Annotated in this window: 21 protein-coding genes and 2 pseudogenes; 3 read left to right on the plus strand and 20 right to left on the minus strand. The window is 33.2% G+C overall.

Annotated elements, in window-relative coordinates; genetic code table 11:
- Nucleotides 1–34 precede the first annotated feature (34 nt).
- From recG to HMPREF3264_RS07485, 6 genes and pseudogenes are all read right to left on the minus strand, one after another.
- Nucleotides 35–2083, minus strand: a complete 2049-nt coding sequence (gene recG, locus HMPREF3264_RS07465) for an ATP-dependent DNA helicase RecG (RefSeq protein WP_070872757.1) — start codon at nucleotides 2081–2083, stop codon at nucleotides 35–37.
- Nucleotides 2084–2303: 220 nt separating this feature from the next.
- Nucleotides 2304–2573 carry an excalibur calcium-binding domain-containing protein gene (locus HMPREF3264_RS12955; RefSeq protein ID WP_256323982.1) on the minus strand — a complete coding sequence of 90 codons (270 nt, stop codon included), beginning with the start codon at nucleotides 2571–2573 and terminating at the stop codon, nucleotides 2304–2306.
- Nucleotides 2553–3158 (minus strand): annotated as a pseudogene (locus tag HMPREF3264_RS07470) (thermonuclease family protein); the annotation flags it as partial. The gene HMPREF3264_RS12955 and the pseudogene HMPREF3264_RS07470, both read right to left, overlap by 21 nt.
- A 277-nt stretch (nucleotides 3159–3435) precedes the next feature.
- Nucleotides 3436–4503, minus strand: coding sequence for a Leu/Phe/Val dehydrogenase (locus HMPREF3264_RS07475; protein ID WP_070872761.1), 1068 nt, complete (start codon nucleotides 4501–4503; stop codon nucleotides 3436–3438).
- 236 nt (nucleotides 4504–4739) lie between these two features.
- The gene (fakA, locus tag HMPREF3264_RS07480) at nucleotides 4740–6398 is read right to left on the minus strand and encodes a fatty acid kinase catalytic subunit FakA (protein ID WP_070872763.1); all 1659 of its coding nucleotides are present in this window, start codon (nucleotides 6396–6398) and stop codon (nucleotides 4740–4742) included.
- Nucleotides 6399–6412: 14 nt separating this feature from the next.
- On the minus strand, nucleotides 6413–6787 hold the full coding sequence (locus HMPREF3264_RS07485) for an Asp23/Gls24 family envelope stress response protein (RefSeq protein ID WP_037541388.1): 375 nt from the start codon (nucleotides 6785–6787) through the stop codon (nucleotides 6413–6415).
- Nucleotides 6788–7165: 378 nt separating this feature from the next.
- On the opposite strand from HMPREF3264_RS07485, the gene rpmB reads away from it, so the two are divergent.
- A complete protein-coding gene (gene rpmB / locus HMPREF3264_RS07490) occupies nucleotides 7166–7354 on the plus strand; it encodes a 50S ribosomal protein L28 (RefSeq protein ID WP_002435210.1) in 189 nt (62 codons plus the stop codon).
- Between the two features lie 271 nt (nucleotides 7355–7625).
- Here the strand turns inward: rpmB and HMPREF3264_RS07495 are convergent, their stop codons facing one another.
- From HMPREF3264_RS07495 to rsgA, 3 genes are read right to left on the minus strand one after another with little or no spacing between them, the layout of a single operon-like run.
- The gene (locus HMPREF3264_RS07495) at nucleotides 7626–8261 is read right to left on the minus strand and encodes a thiamine diphosphokinase (RefSeq protein ID WP_070872765.1); all 636 of its coding nucleotides are present in this window, start codon (nucleotides 8259–8261) and stop codon (nucleotides 7626–7628) included.
- Between the two features lie 4 nt (nucleotides 8262–8265).
- The gene (gene rpe, locus HMPREF3264_RS07500; RefSeq protein WP_002442490.1) at nucleotides 8266–8910 is read right to left on the minus strand and encodes a ribulose-phosphate 3-epimerase; all 645 of its coding nucleotides are present in this window, start codon (nucleotides 8908–8910) and stop codon (nucleotides 8266–8268) included.
- The gene (gene rsgA, locus HMPREF3264_RS07505) at nucleotides 8911–9786 is read right to left on the minus strand and encodes a ribosome small subunit-dependent GTPase A (protein WP_070872767.1); all 876 of its coding nucleotides are present in this window, start codon (nucleotides 9784–9786) and stop codon (nucleotides 8911–8913) included. It lies immediately after the preceding gene.
- Between the two features lie 175 nt (nucleotides 9787–9961).
- Between rsgA and HMPREF3264_RS07510 the strand changes: the two genes are divergently transcribed.
- On the plus strand, nucleotides 9962–11149 hold the full coding sequence (locus HMPREF3264_RS07510) for a CynX/NimT family MFS transporter (protein ID WP_070872769.1): 1188 nt from the start codon (nucleotides 9962–9964) through the stop codon (nucleotides 11147–11149).
- A gap of 78 nt (nucleotides 11150–11227) precedes the next feature.
- Here HMPREF3264_RS07510 and pknB read toward each other — a convergent pair whose 3' ends face one another.
- The 6 genes and pseudogenes from pknB to HMPREF3264_RS07540 form a co-directional block, all read right to left on the minus strand.
- Nucleotides 11228–13225 (minus strand): Stk1 family PASTA domain-containing Ser/Thr kinase, encoded by a 1998-nt coding sequence (pknB, locus tag HMPREF3264_RS07515; RefSeq protein WP_070872771.1) that lies wholly within the window; start codon nucleotides 13223–13225, stop codon nucleotides 11228–11230.
- The gene (locus HMPREF3264_RS07520; RefSeq protein ID WP_070831674.1) at nucleotides 13222–13965 is read right to left on the minus strand and encodes a Stp1/IreP family PP2C-type Ser/Thr phosphatase; all 744 of its coding nucleotides are present in this window, start codon (nucleotides 13963–13965) and stop codon (nucleotides 13222–13224) included. Before HMPREF3264_RS07520 ends, pknB begins: the two co-directional genes overlap by 4 nt.
- A gap of 6 nt (nucleotides 13966–13971) precedes the next feature.
- The gene (gene rlmN / locus HMPREF3264_RS07525; protein ID WP_002442485.1) at nucleotides 13972–15066 is read right to left on the minus strand and encodes a dual-specificity RNA methyltransferase RlmN; all 1095 of its coding nucleotides are present in this window, start codon (nucleotides 15064–15066) and stop codon (nucleotides 13972–13974) included.
- 2 nt (nucleotides 15067–15068) lie between these two features.
- Nucleotides 15069–16376 carry a 16S rRNA (cytosine(967)-C(5))-methyltransferase RsmB gene (rsmB, locus tag HMPREF3264_RS07530; protein WP_070872773.1) on the minus strand — a complete coding sequence of 436 codons (1308 nt, stop codon included), beginning with the start codon at nucleotides 16374–16376 and terminating at the stop codon, nucleotides 15069–15071.
- Nucleotides 16373–17305 carry a methionyl-tRNA formyltransferase gene (gene fmt, locus HMPREF3264_RS07535; protein ID WP_070873270.1) on the minus strand — a complete coding sequence of 311 codons (933 nt, stop codon included), beginning with the start codon at nucleotides 17303–17305 and terminating at the stop codon, nucleotides 16373–16375. The genes rsmB and fmt overlap by 4 nt, the downstream gene beginning before the upstream one ends.
- Nucleotides 17298–17785 (minus strand): annotated as a pseudogene (locus HMPREF3264_RS07540) (peptide deformylase). Before HMPREF3264_RS07540 ends, fmt begins: the two are co-directional and overlap by 8 nt.
- 217 nt (nucleotides 17786–18002) lie before the next feature.
- Here HMPREF3264_RS07540 and HMPREF3264_RS07545 point away from each other — a divergent pair.
- Nucleotides 18003–18206, plus strand: a complete 204-nt coding sequence (locus tag HMPREF3264_RS07545) for a TM2 domain-containing protein (RefSeq protein ID WP_002442481.1) — start codon at nucleotides 18003–18005, stop codon at nucleotides 18204–18206.
- Between the two features lie 65 nt (nucleotides 18207–18271).
- Here HMPREF3264_RS07545 and HMPREF3264_RS07550 read toward each other — a convergent pair whose 3' ends face one another.
- The 5 genes from HMPREF3264_RS07550 to gmk all read right to left on the minus strand — a co-directional run bounded on the left by HMPREF3264_RS07550 (nucleotide 18272) and on the right by gmk (nucleotide 23929).
- A complete protein-coding gene (locus HMPREF3264_RS07550; RefSeq protein ID WP_070872775.1) occupies nucleotides 18272–19051 on the minus strand; it encodes a hypothetical protein in 780 nt (259 codons plus the stop codon).
- Between the two features lie 210 nt (nucleotides 19052–19261).
- Complete coding sequence (priA, locus tag HMPREF3264_RS07555; RefSeq protein ID WP_070872777.1) at nucleotides 19262–21670, minus strand: primosomal protein N'; 2409 nt, start codon at nucleotides 21668–21670, stop codon at nucleotides 19262–19264.
- A complete protein-coding gene (gene coaBC / locus HMPREF3264_RS07560; RefSeq protein WP_070872779.1) occupies nucleotides 21670–22869 on the minus strand; it encodes a bifunctional phosphopantothenoylcysteine decarboxylase/phosphopantothenate--cysteine ligase CoaBC in 1200 nt (399 codons plus the stop codon). Before coaBC ends, priA begins: the two co-directional genes overlap by 1 nt.
- Before the next feature lie 224 nt (nucleotides 22870–23093).
- On the minus strand, nucleotides 23094–23306 hold the full coding sequence (gene rpoZ / locus HMPREF3264_RS07565; RefSeq protein ID WP_002442473.1) for a DNA-directed RNA polymerase subunit omega: 213 nt from the start codon (nucleotides 23304–23306) through the stop codon (nucleotides 23094–23096).
- Nucleotides 23306–23929 (minus strand): guanylate kinase, encoded by a 624-nt coding sequence (gene gmk, locus HMPREF3264_RS07570; RefSeq protein ID WP_070872781.1) that lies wholly within the window; start codon nucleotides 23927–23929, stop codon nucleotides 23306–23308. The genes rpoZ and gmk overlap by 1 nt, the downstream gene beginning before the upstream one ends.
- Nucleotides 23930–24163: the final 234 nt, after the last annotated feature.

The raw sequence follows: 24163 nt of genomic DNA on the forward strand, positions 1-24163 counted from the left end.
TTTCGCTTACGAAACTCTCTTTGCTGGGGCCCCGCTAGTCAAAGTTTGTATCTAGGAGGTTGTTTTGGATGAAGTTTCTGAGTTGTGTGTGGTTATTTTGGAAGAATTGGCCGGTTTGTATGAGTTGGGCTGCTTCATCTCTAGCGACTTCGAGCATGCGGTAGTCTTCAACGATATTAGCTACAAGGAAGTCTGGAAGCCCGCTTTGTTTTACACCAAAGAAGTCTCCTGGTCCACGCATTTCTAGATCTCGTTCGCTTAGTTCAAATCCATCTGTTGTTTGAGTCATAATCGTCATTCTCTCGATACCTGTTTCAGTTTTAGGAGAGGCAATGAGCACACAGTAACTTTGGTGTTCACTTCTACCCACACGACCACGTAATTGATGAAGTGTTGATAATCCAAAGCGATCAGCATCGTAAATCATCATAAATGTTGCGTTAGGTACGTTAACACCCACTTCTACAACAGTAGTTGAAACTAAAATATCGATTTCATGATTACTGAACCTCTGCATCACGTCATCTTTTTCTTCAGCAGTTAATTTCCCGTGTAACAATCCAACTTTTTCAGTTCCATAATATTGTTGCAACGATTCGTACAGCGCCATCACATTCTGAACATCTTCTAAATGTTCTGAGCTCTCAATCAATGGACATATCACATAGGCTTGTCTACCCTTTCGTAATTCACTTGTCATTTGTGATAGCACTTGATCATATTGTTCATGTTTAGCCCAACTTGTGATAATAGGCTTTCGCCCTTTAGGCAATTGTTTAATCGAAGAAACATCCATTTCTCCGAAAACGGAAATCGCCAAAGTACGTGGTATTGGCGTTGCTGTCATAAAGAGTACATTGGTCATCGCGCCTTTTTCTCTCAATAATTGACGTTGATTCACACCAAATCGATGTTGCTCATCCGTAATAACTAGGCCTACATTTTCAAAAATAACATCGTCTTGAATAAGCGCATGTGTACCTATTAAACAATCAATTGAGCCGTTCTCCAACTGCTCTAAAAGAATACGACGCTTCTTGCCCTTAACCGAACCAGTTAAAAGTGCAACATTCATCGTATCTCCAAATAACTCTATTAAACTTTCCGCGTGTTGCTCAGCCAAAATTTCAGTTGGCACCATTAATGCGGATTGATAGCCAGCTGTCTTTAATGCATACATACAAATGGCTGCTACGACTGTTTTACCAGAGCCGACGTCACCTTGAAGTAAACGATGCATTCGAATTGGCGCCTTTAAATCTCTAAATATTTCATTAACACTCGTCTTTTGAGCGTCTGTTAACTCGAAAGGTAAACGGTCGATGAATTCCTTAACTTTATTGATATCATAATCAATTTCAATTGCCTCATCTGAAGTTTTCTCCAATCGATTCAACCATTGCATACGCAATTCAAACATAAAGAGTTCCGTAAAAGCATATGTACGTCTTGCTCTTAATAAACTTTGTTTATCTTTAGGATGATGTAATGTCCGCAGGGTATATTCTAATGTTTCTAATTTGTACTTTTCTCTTAAATCATCGGATAACCATTCATGTATCGTTACGTCCTCTAACGCTTGTCTGATATTATCTCGAATTTGTTTCTGCTTAATCCCTTCTTTAATACGATACACAGGTTCTAATTGAACGTCATCTTGAGTCGTTTGTTCATTAAAGAACATGCGATTTCCGTTGATTTCTTGCTTAGCACGATTCCATTTACCTTTGACGGTAACAGTACCATGTAATTCGATTTTCTTTTTTAAATAGGGTTGGTTGAAAAAGACACACTTCACAGCAATATTGTTTACCATGATGTGAACAGTTAATTTGGATTTATTTCTACCAAAAAAAGCTACAGCAGGCGTTGAATAGACTTCACCTTGTACTGTAACAGTGGATTGATCTTCAGCTTGATTTAAATCAATGACTGTATTGTCCTCGTAACGAGTAGGTAAATACAATACAAGATCTTCGACGGTATGTATATTTAATTCTTCTAATAGTGTTAATCGTTTGGGACCGATGCCCTTAATTTTATCTAAAGTGTAAGGACTCTCGATTAAATGCACTTTTGTCATGATCCATCACCTAATACTTTTTGTCGTTTTCATTAGTACTTAAATTATATTCTATCATGTTCATCGTAATAATTTGATTGACACGTATTATATTTTTTTCACTCATTTGGAATATAAAAGGCGCCCGAAAAGTTAGAATTTTGGGCCAACTTTTTGGGCGCTTTCATAATGGAAATATTATCATCAGTCCATCATCACCGATTTGATAAATTTGAAATGATTATCTTACCTCACATGCATAATTATCTTTATCTCTATCTAGTTTTGGTTGATATGCTGGATGTCCTTTTCTAACACCATGAGGATATTTTTTTCTTAAAGCAGTACAATTTTTAAAATATTCTTTTTTAGCTTTAGCTCTTGAAGATTTTTTTGATTTTTTAGAAGAATAATGCGTTATTGATTTTTTGGTAGTAGCAGTGTGCTTAGCTGTTTTAATATTTTTCGCTGAAGTTAAAGACTTGTTGACTGCGTTTTCTTCACTCCAAATATTTAATTTTTCAGTCTTCGCTTTTGCTTCACTTTCTCTAATCATTTTTTCATAAGTATTGTTTGGTGGATAAACGTATTTAACCCTAGCAAGACCATCTCTTACAAGTGCATTGTTTACCATTACGCCGTCAGCGTAGACATAAGCCAAATATCTTCCGTATTTATCAGTTTTTTGACCTTTGTCAAATTCTACTTCAATTTTTTTGGCGTTCGTCATCATTTTAGTAGTAAACGCACTTGCCTCAGGACCATATTTTTGAACTGGTTTTCTTGGGTCTTTCGTCTCTGGTGTGTCAATAAGTAATAATCTAAATGTTGCCACTTTACCTTTATAATTCAACTTTACTGTATCGCCATCAACCACTTTTACTAATGTAGCTTTCTCTTTATGTAATCCATTTGCTGCTTGTGCTTGGTTGAGGTTTAAAGATTGTCCTAACGTAGATAACAGAATAGTGAATATAAGAATAAGTGAGAAAAAGTGTGTAGATTTTACATTATACTTTCGAGTGACATACTTTTGAACAGAAATAACTACAGAACACAAAGTTAAAAGTAACAATAAAAAAATTATCTTTTCCATTTTACACCTCTATTATTTGTAATATACATTCATTTTATAACATTTTAATCATAATTAGTGTATATTTTTTGTAAAAAAAGTATTTAGAACTTAATTGCCGCGCTATAAATGTATATTGATTTTTTATTTTCTATAGTAGATTTAAAAATATGGTACTATATCTTAAATTTCGAGATATAAAATTAAATAAGCTCTTAAAATGAATTACGTTAAAAATTCATTTTAAGAGCTTTTATATAAGTGTTACGCCTTGTATTTATTTATGCTTTTATTCAATTTATTTTCTAATGTCATGAATATGAGACATTTGTTCCATTCTTTTTTCTGCAAAATGTTGTGACGCTTCAAGTGGTGTTTCGTTTTGTTCTTTAGAAATATCAAAGATGTGTTTTAATATTTGATCTATACCTTCAATACTTTCTTTTGCACGGTCTTCATTGTAGCCATTTAATTCTTCCGCAGTATTGATAACCCCACCACTATTAACAATATAGTCTGGCGCATATAAAATACCTTTATCTTCTAACATTTTACTATGTGCATCTTCATCTTTTAATTGGTTATTCGCAGAGCCACAAACTGCTTTTACTTTTAATTGAGGTATCGTATCATCGTTTAAGATACCGCCGAGTGCACAAGGGGCAAATATATCTGCATCAACAGAGAATATATCATCAGGTTCTACAAATTGAGCATTGAAATCATCTACAGCACGTTGTGCATTATCTTTATTAATATCAGTGACAATTAAATTCACACCATCTTCATTTAATAAGCGACATAACTCATAAGAAACATGGCCAACACCTTGCACGGCAACAGTTTTACCTTCTAATGATTCATTATCAAATTTTTCTTTCGCTGTACGTTTCATAGCAATATAAATACCATACGCAGTCATTGGACTTGGGTTACCTGCAGAACCAAATGATTTACTTGTACCGCAAACATATGGTGTTTCTTTATAAATTAAGTTCATTACATGTTCTGAAGTACCAACATCTTCAGCTGTATAATAACGACCATTTAATGTATTAACATAACGTCCTAAAGCTCTATAAAATGCTTCTTCATTTTCCTTATCAGGAGCTCCCATCACTACTGTCTTACCTCCGCCTAGGTCTAAGCCAGCAGCAGCATTCTTATAAGTCATTCCTCTAGCTAAATTCATAGCATCTTCAATGGCTTCTTGTTCTGATGCATAGTCATTTCTAACACGACAACCACCTAATGCCGGACCAAGTGTTGTATCATGAATACAAATTATTGCTTTTAGTCCTGTAGCTTTATCTTGGCAAAAGACGATTTGTTCGTAATCTTTTTGCTCCATTGTTTCAAAAATCATTAAGAATACCCCTCTCTTATAATTAATATCCATCAATTGTCTACCCTGACATCTCACGATTAATCTCAATTTAAAACACACACAATATTAGTTATATTAGGAATTATAAGAAAATTTTAAAATCAATATAAATGTTATTGTTCAAAATTAAAAACGGTAACTTCTATTTCATTTAAAAATAGAAATTACCGTTAAATATTAATCATTCAATTTTATTTTAAATACCAAATAATTAACTACTCGACTGCAAAGAAATATTGATAAATCGGTTGTCCGCCCTCATGTTGTTCAATTTCAACATCTGGATACGTAGACTCAATCCATTCAATCAGTTGATCAGTTACACTTTGATTAGAATCTTCTCCAATAATCATAGTTAAAATTTCACTATCTTCAGATAAAAGTTTTTCAAGTAATCCTTTAACTGCCGTAAATTGATTCGCATCACTTGTCACAATTTTATCTTCTGCAAGACCCATAAATTCGTCTTTTTTAATTTCAATTCCATCAATTTTAGTGTCTCTCACAGCGAAAGTTACTGAACCAGATTGGACTGTTTCTAAAGCTGTTTCCATATGATTTTTATTTTCATCAAGAGATGAAGCTACATCATACTGGAATAAAGCTGTGATACCCTGTGGTATAGATTTAGTAGGAATAACAACTGTTTCTGCATCTACGATACTTGCAGCTTGTTCACTAGCCATTAAGATATTTTTATTATTCGGTAAAATAATCGCACGTTTACATTTCGACTGTTCTATTACTTTAACAATGTCTTCAGTTGAAGGATTCATGGTTTGACCGCCACTTATAATGTGTGTTGCTCCCATTGATTTGAATAATTCAGAGATCCCTTCGCCCATAGAAATAGTAATAACTGCCGTTTCCACAGTTTGAGGTGCATCTTGATCTTTACGATCTTGACCGTTTTGTTCTTTTCGAATAACTTCTCTATGCTGTTCTCTCATATTCTCAACTTTAAGTTTAATTAATTCACCGTATTGTTGGCCATAATTAAAAACATCTCCAGGATGTTCAGTATGAACATGGACTTTAACTATTTCATCATCGTTAATAACAAGTAATGAATCTCCGAATTCGCTCATATCATTACGAAATTCTTGTTCTTCAAATGGTTTTTTATTTTTACCGAAACGTACCATCATTTCCGTACAATAACCATAAACAATATCTTCAGTATTAATTACACCGTGAAAATCATGATCATCATTTACAAGTGTTTCAGTATCTAATTTTGGAGTTTTAGCTTCAACTTTTTCTCCTTTTAGACCTTTTAAGAAACCTTCATAAACGCATAATAATCCTTTACCGCCACTATCAACGACGCCTACTTCTTTTAGAACAGCTAATAAATTAGGTGTATTATCTAAAGATTCTTTTGCAGCACTAATCGTATGTTCCATTAATTCAACACAATCTTCAGTATCTTGAGCTTTTTCAACTGCTGCTTGTGCAGCGTCTTTAGCTACTGTTAAAATTGTGCCTTCAACAGGTTTCATGACTGCCTTATATGCAGTTTCTACGCCCGCTTGAAAACTGTCAGCGAGTTGTTGCGCGTTAATTTCCTTTTCATTTTCAATATTTTTACAAAAACCTCTAAATAATTGAGAGAGAATGACGCCTGAATTACCGCGTGCGCCCATAAGTAGTCCTTTAGAAAACGTTTTTCCTAATTCTCCGATATTTTGAGATAAATTATTTTCAACTTCTTCTCGTCCTGAAGTAATGGTTAAATTCATATTCGTCCCTGTATCTCCGTCTGGAACAGGATACACGTTTAATGAATCTACTAAATCTGCATTATTTGATAAATTTTGAGCCCCTTGTATAATCATATCGGCAAATAATTTACCATTTATTTTGCTAATCATTTCACGTTGTCCTCCTAAAGCTTTTTGCCTGTATCGTTTACACGTACACCTTGTACGAAAATATTAATAGAATTTACTTTTACGTTTAGTGTCTTTTCTAAGGTATATTTAACTGTCGATTGCAGATTGCTAGCTACTTCTGATATTTTCACACCATAACTCACAATAATGTACATATCGACATCTATTGTTCCATTTTCTTCTCTTACTTTGATACCTTTAGCATAATTTTCATGACCTAGAATTTCAGCAATACCATCCCTTACTTGCTGTCTAGAAGCCATACCAACTATGCCATAACTTTCAACGGCCTTTCCACCTACCACTGATGCTATCACTTCATTTGAAATATCAATTTTACCGTAGTCGTTTGAGATTTCTAATGTCATTTTCATTTCCTCCTGAAAATTACAAGGTTTATGTTATATGTTAAAGGTATTTAAATTTCAATTTAGGTCTTTCACATATGATTTCAATTAAAATTCTTGAAAATTAAAAAATTACCGATGTTCAAAATATCATCGAACTTGTTTTAATTACGATATCATTAATTACTATTTATAAATTCATTGTATAAATTTAACTATATCTTTACAATATCATACTATATAACTCCACAGCTTACAATTATACCATAAATAATGGTTGAATAACGTTGTGATTTGTATTTATTTTAACTAAATATTGCTCTAAAGACGTATATGTGTTATCTTATTTAAGTATATAAGTAGTAATGTGTATTTATATTTATTAAAGGAGGTACTTTCATGGGTAAACAATGTTACGTAACAGGTCGTAAAGCTTCGACTGGTAATAATCGTTCACACGCTTTAAATGCGAACAAACGCAGATGGAACGCTAACCTTCAAAAAGTTAGAATCCTTGTAGACGGAAAACCTAAAAAAGTTTGGGTTTCTGCACGTGCTTTAAAATCTGGTAAAGTTACTAGAGTTTAATAGCTTGTCGACAAAGTAAAAATGATTAAGCAGACTTATAAAAAACCCTTCTCAATCGAGGAGTCGAAATGCATAACGACGGGATTTTACTACTAGTAAATGAGCTAGGCATGCATAAGACGACGATGAGTGAAAGAGTTTGTCTACAGTCTGGTTTAATAAATATAATGCACAAAAAATGACCTTATGTGGAGGATCACATTTTTAAGACCTTAAAGGCGCTCAGCCTCTAAGGTCTTTTTTAGTTTATATTAACTTTTCCATTAAAACTTCAATCCGTACTACGCATCTGTAAAACTTGACCTTTTTCAACACGAACTGTAGCAACATTATCTATAATTTCATTTGAAATGGTTAATGTCGAACCAACTTCTAACTGTTCATGATTAAGATTATACTTAAACCCATCTAATGATAATATAACCTCACCATTTAATGGAATGAATGAAATATATGGATAAGAAGTATCTCTCTTGATTCGATGCTTCCCTACATCTATGAGTGTTATATCATTTTGTATATCAATCACTCTAAGTTGAATGTGTCGTTCGAGATATTGTGATTTCTGTAAAATTTGAAGCACGCCCATGAAATGATCTAATCTTCCACCAGTTGCTCCGTATATATTAATCTCAGAATACCCTTGTTCAACTGCTTTTTCTACGCCTAAAGCTAAATCGGTATCATCTTTTTCTGCTTTAACAGGATGGATATTCAATTGATTCTTTAATATTTGACGTTCCTCATCATTTACAGAATCGAAGTCACCTACTGAGAATACAGGTTCAATACCATTTTCAATGAGTACAAGCGCACCTCTATCGACACCTGCCCACTTTGCACTTTTTTTCATTTTAAAAAGAGATTGAGGCAATAGTCGCTGAGAACATAGTAAATTGATTTCCATAACATCAACCTTTCAATGTTTCAGTTACTTGTGCATAATTGTCTTGTTTAAAGAAATATGACCCAGTTACTAACATTGTAGCACCCTGTTCAATACAAACTTTGCTCGTTTGATCGTTGATACCACCGTCAACTTCAATATCAAAAGTTAAATTATTCTCATGTTTAAGTTGATTAAGTTGTTCAATTTTATTAATACATTGTTCGATGAAAGACTGTCCTCCAAATCCAGGATTAACAGTCATAACCAAAACATAGTCCACATTACTTAATACTGGTAAAATTGTTTCAACTGGCGTGCCAGGGTTAATCACTACACCTGCTTTTTTATTCAATTGTTTAATTTCTTCAATTGCACTATGAATATGTGGCGTAGCTTCAACATGTACCGAAATCATATCAGCACCATGTTCTGCAAACAGCTTTATATATTTTTCTGGTTGTTCAATCATTAAGTGAACATCTATAGGTAAATTCGAATAGCTTTTGACAGCGTCTAAAAGTGGTATACCTATAGAAATATTAGGAACAAATTGGCCATCCATCACATCAAAATGTAACCCATCAACATTCGCTTTTTCTAATTGGTCTAATTCTTCTTTTAAATTTAAAAAATCAACTGATAAAAGTGAAGGTAAAACTTTAACCATTTAATATCGTACCTTTCTATTAGAGATTTCATTAAATAACTGTAAATAATGATCATATCTAAACTGCGCAATGTTTCCCACTTCTACTTGATTTTTCACATTGCATTTTGGTTCTTTAATATGATTACAATTTCTAAATTTACAACTTAGTCCTGATTCTTTAATATCCACAAAATAATTCTTTAAATCATCTTTCTCTATATGATCAAAGTCGAGAGCACTAAATCCAGGTGTATCGGCAATAAATCCATGACTTCTTTCATATAATTCGACATGTCTTGTCGTATGTTTACCTCTATTGAGAGACTTTGAAATATCATTTGTTTCAAGGTTTAACTCAGGTTGATAGTGATTAAGAAAAGTTGTTTTACCGACACCGGATTGACCACTTAATACGATTAAACCTTTACCCCATTTTCCCACTATTTTTGTTTTATCATCTCTTTTTCCAATAAATTGCGTAGAATAACCTATGTCTTCATATATCTTCAACATATCTTCAATGTATTCTATTTCATCAGATGAAGCCAAATCTCTCTTAGTAATGAGTATTCTTGGTTCTAGATGATATGAATGAGCAATAACTAAGAAACGATCAAGTAATTGTGTTGAAAATTGAGGTTCTACAGCACTCATCACTATGACAAGTTCATCAATGTTACTAACAGGCGGTCGCTTAAGTTCATTTTCCCTGTCATGTACATGATGGATATAACCTTCTTGTTGATTCTGAACTTCAAAATCAACGATATCTCCTACTATTGGAGAAAACTTCTTCTTTCGAAATAAGCCACGTGGTTTAGTGTCAAAACGAACACCTTCTACATCTACTTGATAAACACCACTTATTAATTTAACGATACGTCCAGTCTTCAAGTTGACACCTCTCTCATTTATTTTACTCTCAATATTATATCAAAATCGCTATGAATATAATATGTAAAACCTTAGTTACCTTGATTCTTCCTATAGTAAAAATTCGAAAATATATCTTGTCACTGTTCATTTCAAGTGCTAAGATTTGTACATCTGTCAAAAAGGAGCGTCAATCATGCCTTATTACAAAACAAATAGGCACATTAATATAATATTATTTATTGGCATTATGCTAGTTGCAGCAAATTTGCGAGCGCCAATAACATCTGTGGGCGTAGCTTTGCCATCAATTAAAGACACATTACATACAACAAATAGCGCACTTAGCTTTATGACTGTTGTTCCTCTCATTGCATTCGGCATCGTCTCTTTTTTCGCATCTAAAATTGGAAATGCTTTCGGTTTAGAAAGAACCATATTTGTTGCTTTACTATTTATATTTATTGGAATTATTATAAGATCTATCGTTGGACTAAGTTGGTTATATGTAGGAACAATTTTCATTGGTGTGGGTATCGCATTTGGTAACGTCCTTGCCCCAGCAATTATTAAAACTCGCTTTCCAGTATATATGGGGACGATGATGGGCTTATACACTGTCGTTATGAATGTTGTCGGTAGTTTAAGTTCTTCAATTATTAGCCCATTAACAACACATTTTAATTATTCTATTGCTTTAGGAATTATTGCAATCATCACCGCAGTGACTATAATGATTTGGGCATTTCAGTTGAAACAACAACCTCCCGAAGCTGTTAGTAACGTACATAGTCAAATCAATGTATGGAAGTCATTACTTGCATGGAGAGTAACAGTATTCATGGGCGCACAGTCACTCGTTTTTTATACAATCATTAACTGGTTACCAGAATTACTTACAGATCATGGTATTCCATTACAAACATCAGGTATCTATGTTTCATTATTGCAAATCGCAATTATACCTCTAACTTTTGTAACGCCAATTGTTGCTACGAAAATGAAATCCCAAGTACCTTTAACTTTATTAACAAGCATACTCTTTACGATTGGTGTATTATGCTTCATATTTGTTGATTACAAGTTCGTCTTGGTTGGTATTATACTCATTGGTGTAGCAAGCGGTTTAGCATTTGGATTAGCCAATACATTATTTGTAGTAAGAACCGAAAGTGGTCAAACGGCTGCTAAACTATCAGGTATGGCGCAATCAGTTGGCTATCTACTTGCAGCAATCGGTCCTTTCTTATTCGGAATTTTTCACGATTGGACGCATCAATGGACACTTTCACTCTGCGTTTTATTAATTGCATCCTTACTTATATTAGTATTCGGTACAAAGGCAGGTAGCCAGACTACAATTGAACAGACCAAAGTGAAATAAAAATTATTTAAATTATAATAAAAAGCATCCCTTTATACGTTAATTTTTAAAATTACATACAAAGGGATGCTTTTATTTTTAGTCATCATAGTCGACATCTTTGTCTGCGACAATTTTATCGTCTACGCGCACTGTATAGCCTGCTGTTTTACCTTTTTGAATTTTTAAAGGTATGCTAATTGTCTTATCTTTATTAATTTTATAAGTTTGAGATACAGAACTACCGCTATGATCTTTATCTCTAATGTATACTTCTACTGTTTGACTCTTACCTTTACTACCTGAATATGGTACTTTTACGGTTTCGTTGGTTGTTTTAACATCTTCATCATCACTATCGTCTTCTTGTTCACCTTTTGATACAGTTAAATGGATAACAGATCCTTCATCGATAGACTTATTTTTAGGTGATTGTGAAATAACTTTATCTTTCTTAACTTTATCATTATATTCTTGAGTTGCTTGTACTCTAAATCCTTTAGATTCGAGTTCTTTCTTAGCAGTTGAGTAGTCCTTATTTTCATAATCACTGACGTAGACTTGTCGTACACCTAATGATTCATAAATCTTAATATGATGATCGTTTAATGCAACTTCACTGTTAGCAGAGATATTTTGTTCTGAAATCAGTCCTTTTTCAACAGAACGACTGTAAGCTTGTTCAACATCAATATCTTTTAATCCTAAATCTTTTAATTTACTGAGTGCTTTCTCTTTTGGCAAACCAACAAGATTAGGCATTTTTACTTTTTTAGGTCCTTTAGATAAAACGATATCAATGGTATCCCCTTCTTCTACACGTTCACCACTATTTGGATCAGACTTGATGATTTGGTTTTCTGGGTATTTATCACTATAACTTCTTGATATGTCCCCTAAAGATAAATGATGATCTTTTAGAATTTGTTCCGCTTCTTTTTCAGTTTTTCCTGATAAATCTGGCATTTCTTGATATTTATTACCAAATAAACCCATTCCTATAAATCCAATTAGACTAGCAAGTAACAATACAAAAATTAAAGAAAGCACTATAATTTTCACTTTCGAACGTTTCTTATTTTTGTGAGAAGGATAATAGCGTTCTTCTGGTGATTGGAATTCTTGTTGACGTGCTGGCTCATTCACAATTGGAATTTGCATTGTTTGGTTTAAATCATGCTCTCTTTCCGAGCTTTTCATTTTCTTGTTTAATTCATCTCTGGTTAAAGGAACCGTTTTCGTTTTATCTAGTTCATATTTACTTTCATTCACACGATTTTCGTGCAACGCGCTTGATAAATCATCATACATTTCTTGTATAGTATGATAACGATTATGTTTATCCTTTTCAGTAGCACGCAAAATAACATTACTGAGAGACTGCGGTACTTCTCCCCGCTTATCAGTCGTAATATTAGGGATAGAATCTTGAATATGCTTAATAGCTATGCTTACAGCAGTTTCTCCATTGAAAGGAGGCTCGCCCACAAGCATTTCATACAACACAATACCAATAGAGTAGATATCTGTACCTTCGTCTGTAGACTCACCTTTCGCTTGTTCAGGCGAAAGATATTGAACAGTACCTAAAACATGATTCGTTTGTGTAAGTGATGTCTCACTGAGTGCCTTTGCGATACCAAAATCGAAAATTTTAAGTGTTTTATTTTTATCTATTAAAATATTTTGAGGTTTAATGTCACGATGCACAATCCTCATGTCATGGGCATGTTTAATACCGCTTAAGATTTGCTCTGTAAATTTAATAGCTGTTTCTACAGACAGTGGACCATGATTATGAATATATTCAGCTAGCGTTGGTCCTTCAATGTACTCCATTACTAAATAGAAACATTCATCTTCTTCATCAACATCAATCATGCTTACAATATTGTCATGCGAAAGTAAAGATGAATTATGTACTTCCCTTTCAAATCGTTTTAAAGTTTCCTCTTTTTCACGAGGCGGGATAGAAATCGCTTTAATTGCGACTTTTCGATTAAGTATTGTATCCTCAGCTAAATATACAATACTCATTCCGCCGCCACCAAGTTTGTCAATCACTTTATAACGATCGCTAATCATCTTTCCAATCATACTTTATCACCTTCCATAGCAGAAAGTATAAAGCTGACATTATCTTTTGAATCATGAGACATAGCGAGTTGCATTAGCCTCTCACCATGGTCATCAATTGATCCTTCCTGATTGAGTTCTTCTTGAATTTCATAATCTCTTACATAGTCCGTTAGACCATCAGAATTAAGTAAAAGAAAATCATAAAAATGTGTTCTCTTTACAAATAAATCAGGTGATACACGTTTATCTGTACCCATGACTTTAGTAATAATGTTCCTTTGAGGATGATTGAATGCTTCATCTTCTGTGATTTGGCCAGTAATAAGAAGATGATTTACAAATGAATGATCACTTGTAATTTGTTCAATTTGTCTTTGATTAACGACATATGCACGAGAATCTCCAACGTTAGCTACAACTACCTTTTTATCATAAACAATCGCACATACTAGCGTTGTTCCCATGCCATTATATGCAGGATGCTCTTGAGCGTAGTTATACAATTGAAAATTGATATCTTTAATGTTTGAACGCAACCATGATTCAGCTTGATGGATTTCGATAAGGTTTTCTTCTTCAAAACGTTTTTGAAGTTCATTTGTAACGAATTGACTCGCAACTTCACCTGCTTTATGACCACCCATACCATCGCATAATACCAACAATTGTTGATGTGTTTGATTATAAAATATACCGCCAGCGTCTTCATTTTTTTCTCGATGTTGTCCAGTATCAGTGAAAAATTGTGCGTTTAACATATGTCTTTACCTCGTTTCTACTTGTCGTTCCTTTGCCCTTAATTGGCCACACGCTGCATCAATATCTGATCCTTGTTCACGTCTAATTGTAGCATTGATTCCTAATCTCTTTAATTCTTTTTCAAACTTGAAAATATCTTCTCTCGGTGTTTTAACGTAATTACGCTCTGGTACATGGTTCACAGGGATTAAATTCACATGACAGTTAAGATCTTTAATTAGATGTGCTAATTCTCTAGCATGTTCAAGTTGATCATTAACGCCACCAAATAACCCATATTCAAATGTGACACGTCGATTTGTTTTTTCTTGGTAATATTGAATAGCTTCCATTAACTTTTCAACATTATAAGCACGATTAATCGGCATTAATCTTGAGCGGATTTCGTCCTTAGCACCATGAAGGCTTACTGCAAAATTAATTTGAATATCTTCTTCCGCGAAATCATAAATACGAGGAATGATACCTGAAGTTGAAACAGTAATATGACGTGCTCCAATATTTAAACTGTTATCATCGTTGACAATTCTTAAGAAATCCATCATTTCATCATAATTTTCAAATGGTTCACCAATACCCATTATAACAATTTGAGATACACGTTCATCTGTTTCATCTAAAGCTTTTTGTACGGTTAACACTTGAGATACTATCTCACCAGCTTCTAGGTTACGTTTTAAACCACCTAATGTTGAAGCACAAAATGTACATCCGATACGACAACCAACTTGCGTCGTAACGCAAACAGAATTGCCATATTCATGTCTCATCAACACTGTTTCGATTGTATAACCATCTTGTAACTCAAATAAAAACTTGATTGTGCCATCCTTACTTTCTTGTTTTACAACTGTAGTTAGTGTCGTCATTGCGAAATTATCTTTTAATACTTGACGCAAATCCTTTGATAGATTTGTCATTTCATCAATACTATTTACGCGTTTCTGGTATAACCACTCAAAAATTTGTTTCGCTCTAAATTTTTGCTGACCATGGTCAATGAGCCATTGCTGCATTTCATCATAACGCAAAGAATAGATTGATTGCTTTTCGAAATCAGGTAAGAACTTGTTCTTTTTCTTTTTTTCTGCAGTAATCATTCTTAACTTTCCTTTCTTCTAATTTGAGTTATAAAGAATCCATCTGAGTCAAAATCTTGAGGGAGTATTTGTAGTGTATTGACTTCCTTTCCAGTAACAGGGTGTTGGAAAGGTTCAAATTCAAACTCTTCATTTTGCTTTAAAAATGTATAAATTACATTTTCATTTTCCATTTGTTCTATTGTACATGTAGAATACACAATTGTTCCACCAGGTTTGATATTACGTTTAATATTCTCTAATATTTGTAACTGCAATTCAACAAGTGATTGGATACTTTCTTTCGATTGTGTATATTTTATTTCAGGTTTATGTCTTAATACACCTAAACCACTACATGGTGCATCAACAAGTATCTTGTCATATGTCCGAGTATACGGTTCAGTTGCATCATGTTGAAATGCACTAATATTATCTAATTTTAATTTTTTAATATTAAAGTTAATTAAATCAATTTTATGAGTGTGGATATCTGTAGCATCAACATGACCTTCAGGCGATAATATTTCCGCCATATGACACGCCTTACCACCGGGCGCACTGCATGCATCTAAAACAACATCATTTCTATCTAAATTCATGATATGTGCAACCATCATAGAACTCTTATCTTGAATAGAAACATAGCCATCTTTAAATGCTCTTGAATTGATAATAGGTTGACCAGTGATATGAAGACAGAACGGTAATATTTCATCTTTCTCTACATTAAATCCTTCTTTTTCTAATTCAGCAACAATTGAATCAACTGAACCTCGAGAAATATTCACTCTAACAGTCGTCTTTACTGGTTCTAAAAATGATTGCGCCATCGCTTCTGTTGTTTCAATACCATGGTGTGTTACCCAATAATCAACTATCCATTTAGGAATGCTATATTCAATAGCAATACGTTTCTTGTCGTCTTTAATTTCATCAAATTGAGGTAGTTCATTTCTCATGATTGAACGTAATATCCCATTAACAACATTGCCGTTGTGAAAGCCACCTCTATGTTTTGCAATATCTACTGCTTCATTGATAATGGCATGATCAGGAACTTTATCCAAATACACATATTGATATATACTCATCCATAATAGTTGTCGCATCCAACCTTTAATTTTAGTTTTGACAAAAGGTTTCAAGATATAATCTAATGTATACTTTCTTTTAATAGTTCCATAAACAAGTTCTGTATATAAATTCCTATCCACTGTTAAAATCTCATTTGAAGAAAGGACTTCGTTAATTTTTAAATTACTATATGCGCCATCATTGAGAACCTGTTGAATGGTATCAAAGGCATATCCTCTTACTGTATTCATCATATCAGTTGCTTCCCTACTAAGGACTCTTGAACACCACTTAAATAGTTAGCAACAGGCATACGTTTTTTACCAGCAAGTTGAATTTCTGTCAAAGCAATCGCGTCATCTGTTCCTGTTCCAATGATCATTGCTTTCTTTGTTGTGTCAATAATAGTTCCAGGTGTACCTTTTTTATTTTTTATTACGTGAGCTGCATAAAGTTTAAGATTTTTATCGTCCATCGTCGTATAAGCCACTGGCCATGGTGATAATCCACGAATATGATTGTGGATGGCTTGTGCACTTTGATTCCAATCGATTCGCTCATCTTCCCTACTTATATTTGATGCAAATGTTGCTTGAGTTCCGTCTTGAGGGATACTTTCATTTGTACCATTGATAATAGAAGGGAGCGTATCTTTAAGTAAATCGGCACCAAGAAAGCTTAATTTATCATGCATTGTTCCAACGTTATCTTCTTCTTCAATACTTATAGCTTTTTGAGAAATAATATTACCCGCGTCGAGTTTTTTTACCATATACATAATTGTGATACCTGTTTCTTTTTCACCATCAATAATTGCTTGATGAATAGGCGCCCCTCCTCGATATTTAGGAAGAAGTGAGGCGTGGACATTAATCGCTCCTAAACGTGGTGATTCAAGAAGTGATTCGGGAAGTAATTGGCCAAATGCAGCTGTGACAATTAAATCAGCCTCAAGATTTAATAATTCATCAAGTTCTGAAGACCCTTTTAATTTTTCAGGTTGATAAACTGGAATATTATGTTCAACAGCCACCTTTTTTACAGGGGGTGGTGTTAGTAATTTTTTACGTCCTACTGGGCGGTCAGGTTGCGTCACTACTGCAATGACCTCATGTTCAGCAATTAACATTTCTAATACTTTAGTTGAAAAGTCAGGTGTTCCCATAAAGATAATCTTACTCATTTTCAAAATATGCCTCCACTTCATCTTCATTTAATAAACGATTTGCTTTCTCAGTAAAAAGGATACCATTCAAATGATCTATCATATGTAGAATCATACGAGCCACATCATCGTAAGCAGTCAGTTCAACTTGATTGCCATTAACATCAGAACTTTGTATCACAATCATTTTACTTCTATTAACTTCACCAAAAGTATTTGGTAGCGTAATTGAACCTTCTAAATCAGTAATCATTTCATCTGACTGACTTTGGACTACAGGATTTATCAATTGAAGAAGACCATCCATCTCCATATCAATTAATGCCACACGTTGATTAACATTAATTTGAGGCGCACATATAGCGGCTGCTTCTTCCGCATACAATGTATCCTCTAAATCCTTTAGTAACAGGCTTAAGTTTTCATCAAATTCGGTAACAGGTGCTATTTTTTTTTTAATATTGGATGTGATGATTTAACCAATTTCTTTCTTTTCATGATTATGGCTCCTCATTAAAATTCATCATATCATTATAACTTACTTGTATTGAAATTGCGACCTTTCTTAGGAGTGTCTTTATAGATATTTTAAATTATGCAACTTTAGACTGAAATTTATTATTGTGAAAGTGAATTAATTGATTTTAATTTTGTAAATAATAGAATATTAAGTAAGGAAACAAGTTACTAAACATAGCAAACAGAGGTGAATATAATGGAAGTAAATAAAGTGATTTATATTTTATTAGCAGTATTTTTAGGTAGCTTTGGTATTCATAAATTTTACGCTGGCAAATCATTCCAAGGAATTATGCACATTTTATTCTGTTGGACAGCTATCCCTCATATCTTAGCTATAATTAGTGCAATATTAACACTATTTAGACCAGCAGATGAAAATGGTAATGTAACAATGTAAGAATATTAAACAAAGTGGCGTATCAATTTTTAAAGTTGGTACGTCACTTTTATATTATTATGAAATTATTTTAAAAATTGTAAGATTAAAGTGATTAAGCTTAATACAGATGGTATAGTTAGACCTAATAAAAACCTTGATGTTTTGATTTTATTTTGCTCAATTTCTTGTTTAAATAAATGAAGCGCATTTTCAATCTTAAAATCAATATTTACAGATTGGTTTTCTATTTCTTTTTTTAATTCTTTTGTAGTAAGTGTTAATTGTTCAAACTTTTTATTTCCAACCTCAAACTTTTGATTCATTTCCTGACGCAGTGATGTGAACTTCTGGTCCACACCTTCAAACTTTTTGTCCATTTTTTGGTCCATCATTGTGAACTTCAGGTCCACGCCTTCAAACTTTTTATCCATTTTTTGATCCATCAATGTGAACTTTCGATCATTAATTACAAACTTTCGATTTAGGTCTTTATGTGCCAACCCAAAGTGGTAATCCACAACTTCAAACCTTTTGTCCATTTTTCGGTCTAGATACGTGAATTTATTCTCCAATTTTTCAAGTTTGTTATCTATATTTTGATTCATAAACATAAACTTATTGTTCATCTCTTTATTAAGCCTATCAAAGCGAAATGATATGTGGTTATTCATTTCCTTAAATCTTTGATCAACTTGATTAAATCTTTGATCAACATTTATGAATAATTGATTATCTATTCTATTTTCGAATTTCATTAATCGTTGATCAACATTTTTAACTTTCAGATTTACATTTTCAAATCTACTATTTAGATATTCTTTAAACTCTTCATAAGAATTTGGCAAAATTTGTGTTTTTTGCATGGTATTTACCTCCATTAATAAAATTTTAGATGCTGATGACTTGATGCTTGAGTAACTATTTATTTTATTAAGGGAATATTAAACATAGTGTTTTGGTGAAGTTACACCCTATTAATATTCAAATTATACCACGTTGTAAAAATTTATAATAGTATATTTTTTTGTTTATATAAAAAACCTACTCAATTAAGAGCAGGCTTGATTACCATCTTACATCATCATTTGAGGATTAATATCGATTTTTAAAGATAATTTCTCTTTTACGTATTGTTCATGATAATAATCATCTAAATATTGTAGTGCATGATGTAACTGTGGTTCTCTTTTATACTTCACTAAAATTTGAAAACGATATTCGTTATTAATACGTGCTAATGCCGCAGGTGAAGGCCCTAGAACTAAAGCTTTATCGGTCAAATGTTGTAATAAAATCTGGTGGATATGTTTGGAAGCTTCCATCACTTTTTTCATTTCTTTATGAGAAATTGTAAAATTAATTAAGAAATAATATGGTGGGTATTTACCTAATTTACGATAATTCATTTCTTTTTGATAAAAAGTAAGGTAATCATTTAATTTAACATCTTCAATCGCATAATGATCAGGATTATAAGTTTGTATAATTACCTGTCCTTCTTTCTCATGACGTCCAGCTCGACCTGAAACTTGTGTTAAAAGTTGATAAGTCCGCTCGCTAGCTCTAAAATCAGGTAAATTAAGCATTGTGTCTGCATTTAATACACCTACAAGTGTGATGTTAGGATAATCTAAACCTTTTGCAATCATTTGTGTTCCTAATAAAATATCTCCGTTTCCCGCTTCAAATTCATTTAATAATTTCTCATGTGCACCTTTTCTAGACGTTGTATCAACATCCATACGTATAATTCTTGATTCTGGAAATTCTTGTTGCAATAATTCCTCGACACGTTGCGTACCTGTCCCAACTTGTCTTATGTGGTCACCTTCACAGTTAGGGCAATTATTCGGAGGTGTTTCTTGGTATCCACAATAATGGCATTTTAGTTGATCCGTCGTTTTATGATAAGTCAAAGAAATATCACAGTTCGGGCATTGCGGTACATAACCACAATCCCTACATAACATAAAGGAAGCATAACCTCTTCGATTAAGAAACAAAACAATTTGTTCTTGTTTGTCTAAACGATCTTGAATTGCATTTCTAAGTTCATTAGAGAACATAGAGCGATTTCCTTCACTTAACTCTTCACGCATATCTACTATATCAATGTGTGGTAACGCTTGATTATTCACCCGATTTGGTAAAGATAATAATTCATAAACATCTTTCTCTGCTCTAGCATAAGATTCTAAGCTAGGCGTTGCACTTCCAAGTATTACCGGACATTGATGATATTGACTTCGCCACTTGGCTATATCTCTCGCATGATATCTTGGATAGTCTTCTTGTTTATATGTAGATTCGTGTTCTTCATCAATAATGATGATTCCTAAATTTTTAAAAGGCGCAAACACACTTGAACGCGCGCCAACACTCACACGAGCACGACCATCTCGAATTTTCTGCCATTCATCATAACGTTCCCCGTTTGACAAACCTGAGTGAAGTACGGCGACATCATCTCCAAATCGGCGTTTAAACCTTAATACCATTTGAGGGGTTAAAGCAATTTCTGGTACTAACATCATTGCTTCTTTACCTTTATTCAAAACTGTTTCAATCGTTTGTAAATAGATTTCAGTTTTACCTGAACCTGTCACTCCATGTAGTAAAAATGTTCTCGCTTCTTCATTATCGATTTTATTTTTTACTGCATCATACGCTTGTTGTTGATCTTGAGTTAAATCTCTTTTTTCTTCTTGTTCAAATATACGATTTGCAAAAGGATCACGATGAACTTCAGCATCATATTTTTCTATATATCCTTTTTTAATCAGGGCATCTAAACTTGATTTAGAAAAACCCATCTCTTCTATCTCTTTCAGAAACACCGTACGATGAGATTCTTCCAATAAAAACGCATATAAATCATACTGTTTTGCATATTTCTCAAGTAAACTTAATACATCATCACCATTATAATCCTCTATAACCGCTACAGCTCTTTGCGTTTTCTTTTTAATATTTTGAGATAATATCGTTACTTCTTGAACAAGATTTTCTTTCATTAGCGTAAACATATCATTTAAATCATCATTTTGTTGTGCATCTTTATATAAATAGCGACCATCTTTATTAAACTTTTTTAATATTGATTCGGATATATCACTACCTTTTATCACTTCAAATGCTTTACTATACTTTGCTTTAATTGCACTCGGCAACATCGCTTCTAACACAGAAATACGTTTAGTAACGTGATAGTGGCTCATCCACTCACTCAACTTTATTAATTCAGCTGTAAGTTCAGGCTGAATGTCCTGAACTTCTTTAATCTCTTTAAGTTTTGTGATTTCAACACCTTGGTCTGGTTCATTTTGAATGTCCATGACATAACCTTGAATTGTCCGAGGCCCAAATGGAACTATCACTCGTACACCGATTTGTATTCCATCTTCTAAGCGTTGCGGTACAATATAATCGAATTTGAAATCAACACTTTTGGATGGTATATCAACAATTACTTTTGCAATCATTATTGCCACCTAGTTTCTAATTCTTCTAATATTTGTTTCGCTAATTCTACTTTTTTACCTTTCTTAATATGTATCATATCTTTATTTTTAAAATGCATTGTTAATTCATTATCATCAGAACTGAATCCGATAGACTGGTCTCCTACATTATTAGAAATAATGACATCTGCATTTTTACGTACCAATTTATCTTGTGCATAGGCTTCAATGTTTTGTGTCTCAGCGGCGAAACCGACCAAGTATTGATGTCGCTTATTGTCACCTAAATATTTTAAAATATCCTCTGTACGTTTGAATGTGACAGATAATTCTCCTTCTTGCTTTTTCATCTTATGTTGAAGCACATCTGTAGGAGTATAATCCGAAACAGCTGCTGCTTTAAAGACAATATCCTGTTCTGCATATCTTTCCTTAACAGCGTTAAACATATCTTCAGCGCTTTGAACGTGTATCACTTGCATGCCACTAGGATCTGACAATTGAGTAGGTCCAGTAATTAAGATTACATCCGCACCTTTATCTCTTAAGGCTTCAGCAATTGCAAAGCCCATTTTCCCTGAAGAACGATTTGACACATATCGTACCGGATCAATGACTTCAACCGTTGGTCCTGCTGTCACTAGTGCTTTCTTTCCTGAAAATGAACTCTTAGATTTCACCTCTTTATTATCAAAAAACTGATGAATCACAGACACAATTTGCAAAGGCTCTTCCATTCTGCCTTTAGCTACATAACCACATGCTAAATAACCATCTCCAGGTTCTATAAAGTGATAGCCATCTCCTTTTAAAACAGCAATGTTATTTTGAGTACGAGGATTCTCATACATATGAACGTTCATTGCTGGTGCTACAAATTTAGGAGTTTCTGTAGCTAATAAAGTAGAGGTAATCATATCATCAGCGATGCCTACACTTAATTTAGCAATAGTATTTGCAGTTGCAGGTGCAATAATGATTGCATCTGCCCAGTCTCCTAATGAGACATGTTGAATCTCTTGAGGTGTTTCTTCCTTGAACGTATTTGTATAAACAGGATTTCTACTAATTGCTTGGAAAGCAAGTGGTGTTACAAACTCTTGTGCATTATCAGAAAGCATGACTCTTACTTCGTAACCAGCTTGAGTGAGCTTACTTGTTAAATCAATTGCTTTGTAGGCTGCGATACCCCCGGTTACAGCTAATAAAATATGTTTCATGTTTAAATCTCCCTTGATACTATACTTAAAAACATACATTTCACTACTTAGAATTTAAAATTCTTGTTCATTTAGTGCGTAATAACGTACTTTAAGTTTAATTTAATTATACACAAATGAGTTTCATTATTAAAAAAACACACCTTATTCAATTTATGGATCACATATCTAAAACATGTGTCCTCAATAAGGTGTGTCAAAATAATAAGTTGAAAATATCAATCTTAACCTAAATACTCTTCAGGTATAACAGGAACGATTTTACCGTCAGCGATTTCTTCTAAAGCTCTACCTACAGGTTTAGCTGAATGATAGTTTTCTAAAAGTGCTGTTTCGTGTTTTTCATCTAATTCACGTGCTCTTTTAGCAGCAGTTGTCGCAATAAGATATTTAGAATTAATTTTAGCAGTAAGTTGATTTAACGGTGGATTTAACATTATTTTTTTGCCTCCAATAACATTTTTCTATATTTAGCTTCGATACGTTCTCTTTTCAAGTGTTCAGCTTCTACGATAGACTGAATTCGATTCTTTGCAAGTTCAACTTCATCGTTGACTACTACGTAATCGTATAGATTCATCATTTCTACTTCTTTGCGCGCTTCATTAACACGGCTTTGAATCTTCTCATCTGATTCAGTACCTCTTCCAACTAAAAGCTCTATTAAATAAACAAGACTTGGCGGAGCAAGGAAGATGAACAGTGCATCAGGGAATTTCTTTCTAACTTGCTTTGCGCCTTCAACTTCAATTTCTAGGAACACATCATGACCTTGATCCATAGTATCTTTCACATATTGAACTGGTGTACCATAATAGTTTCCAACGTACTCCGCAAATTCAATAAATTGATCGTCCTTAATTAACGCTTCAAATTCTTCTTTCGTTTTGAAAAAGTAATCTACACCATCAACTTCACCTTCGCGCATGTTACGAGTTGTCATTGATATAGAATACTTATATGAAGTAGTGGGATCATCAAAAATCTTTTTTCTTACAGTTCCTTTACCAACACCAGAAGGACCTGAAAGAACAATTAGCAATCCTTTTTCATTATCCATGCCTTACGACCTCTCTAAGCTATTCTTCTATTATTTAAATATAATATCATACCAAACTAATGAATGTATAGGAGTACTTTTATCTGAAAGATAATTAGTACTCCTTAATGCATTAACTTTAGTTAATGTAAACCTTAAAAATTGATGTTAATCATTTAGTGACTCTTAATGCATTAACTCCAGTTAATGTAATCCTTTTTATTTTCTGAAAGATAATTAGTACTCCTTAATGCA

The organism is Staphylococcus sp. HMSC62A08, assembly GCF_001839105.1.
Taxonomy (GTDB): Bacteria; Bacillota; Bacilli; order Staphylococcales; family Staphylococcaceae; genus Staphylococcus; species Staphylococcus caprae.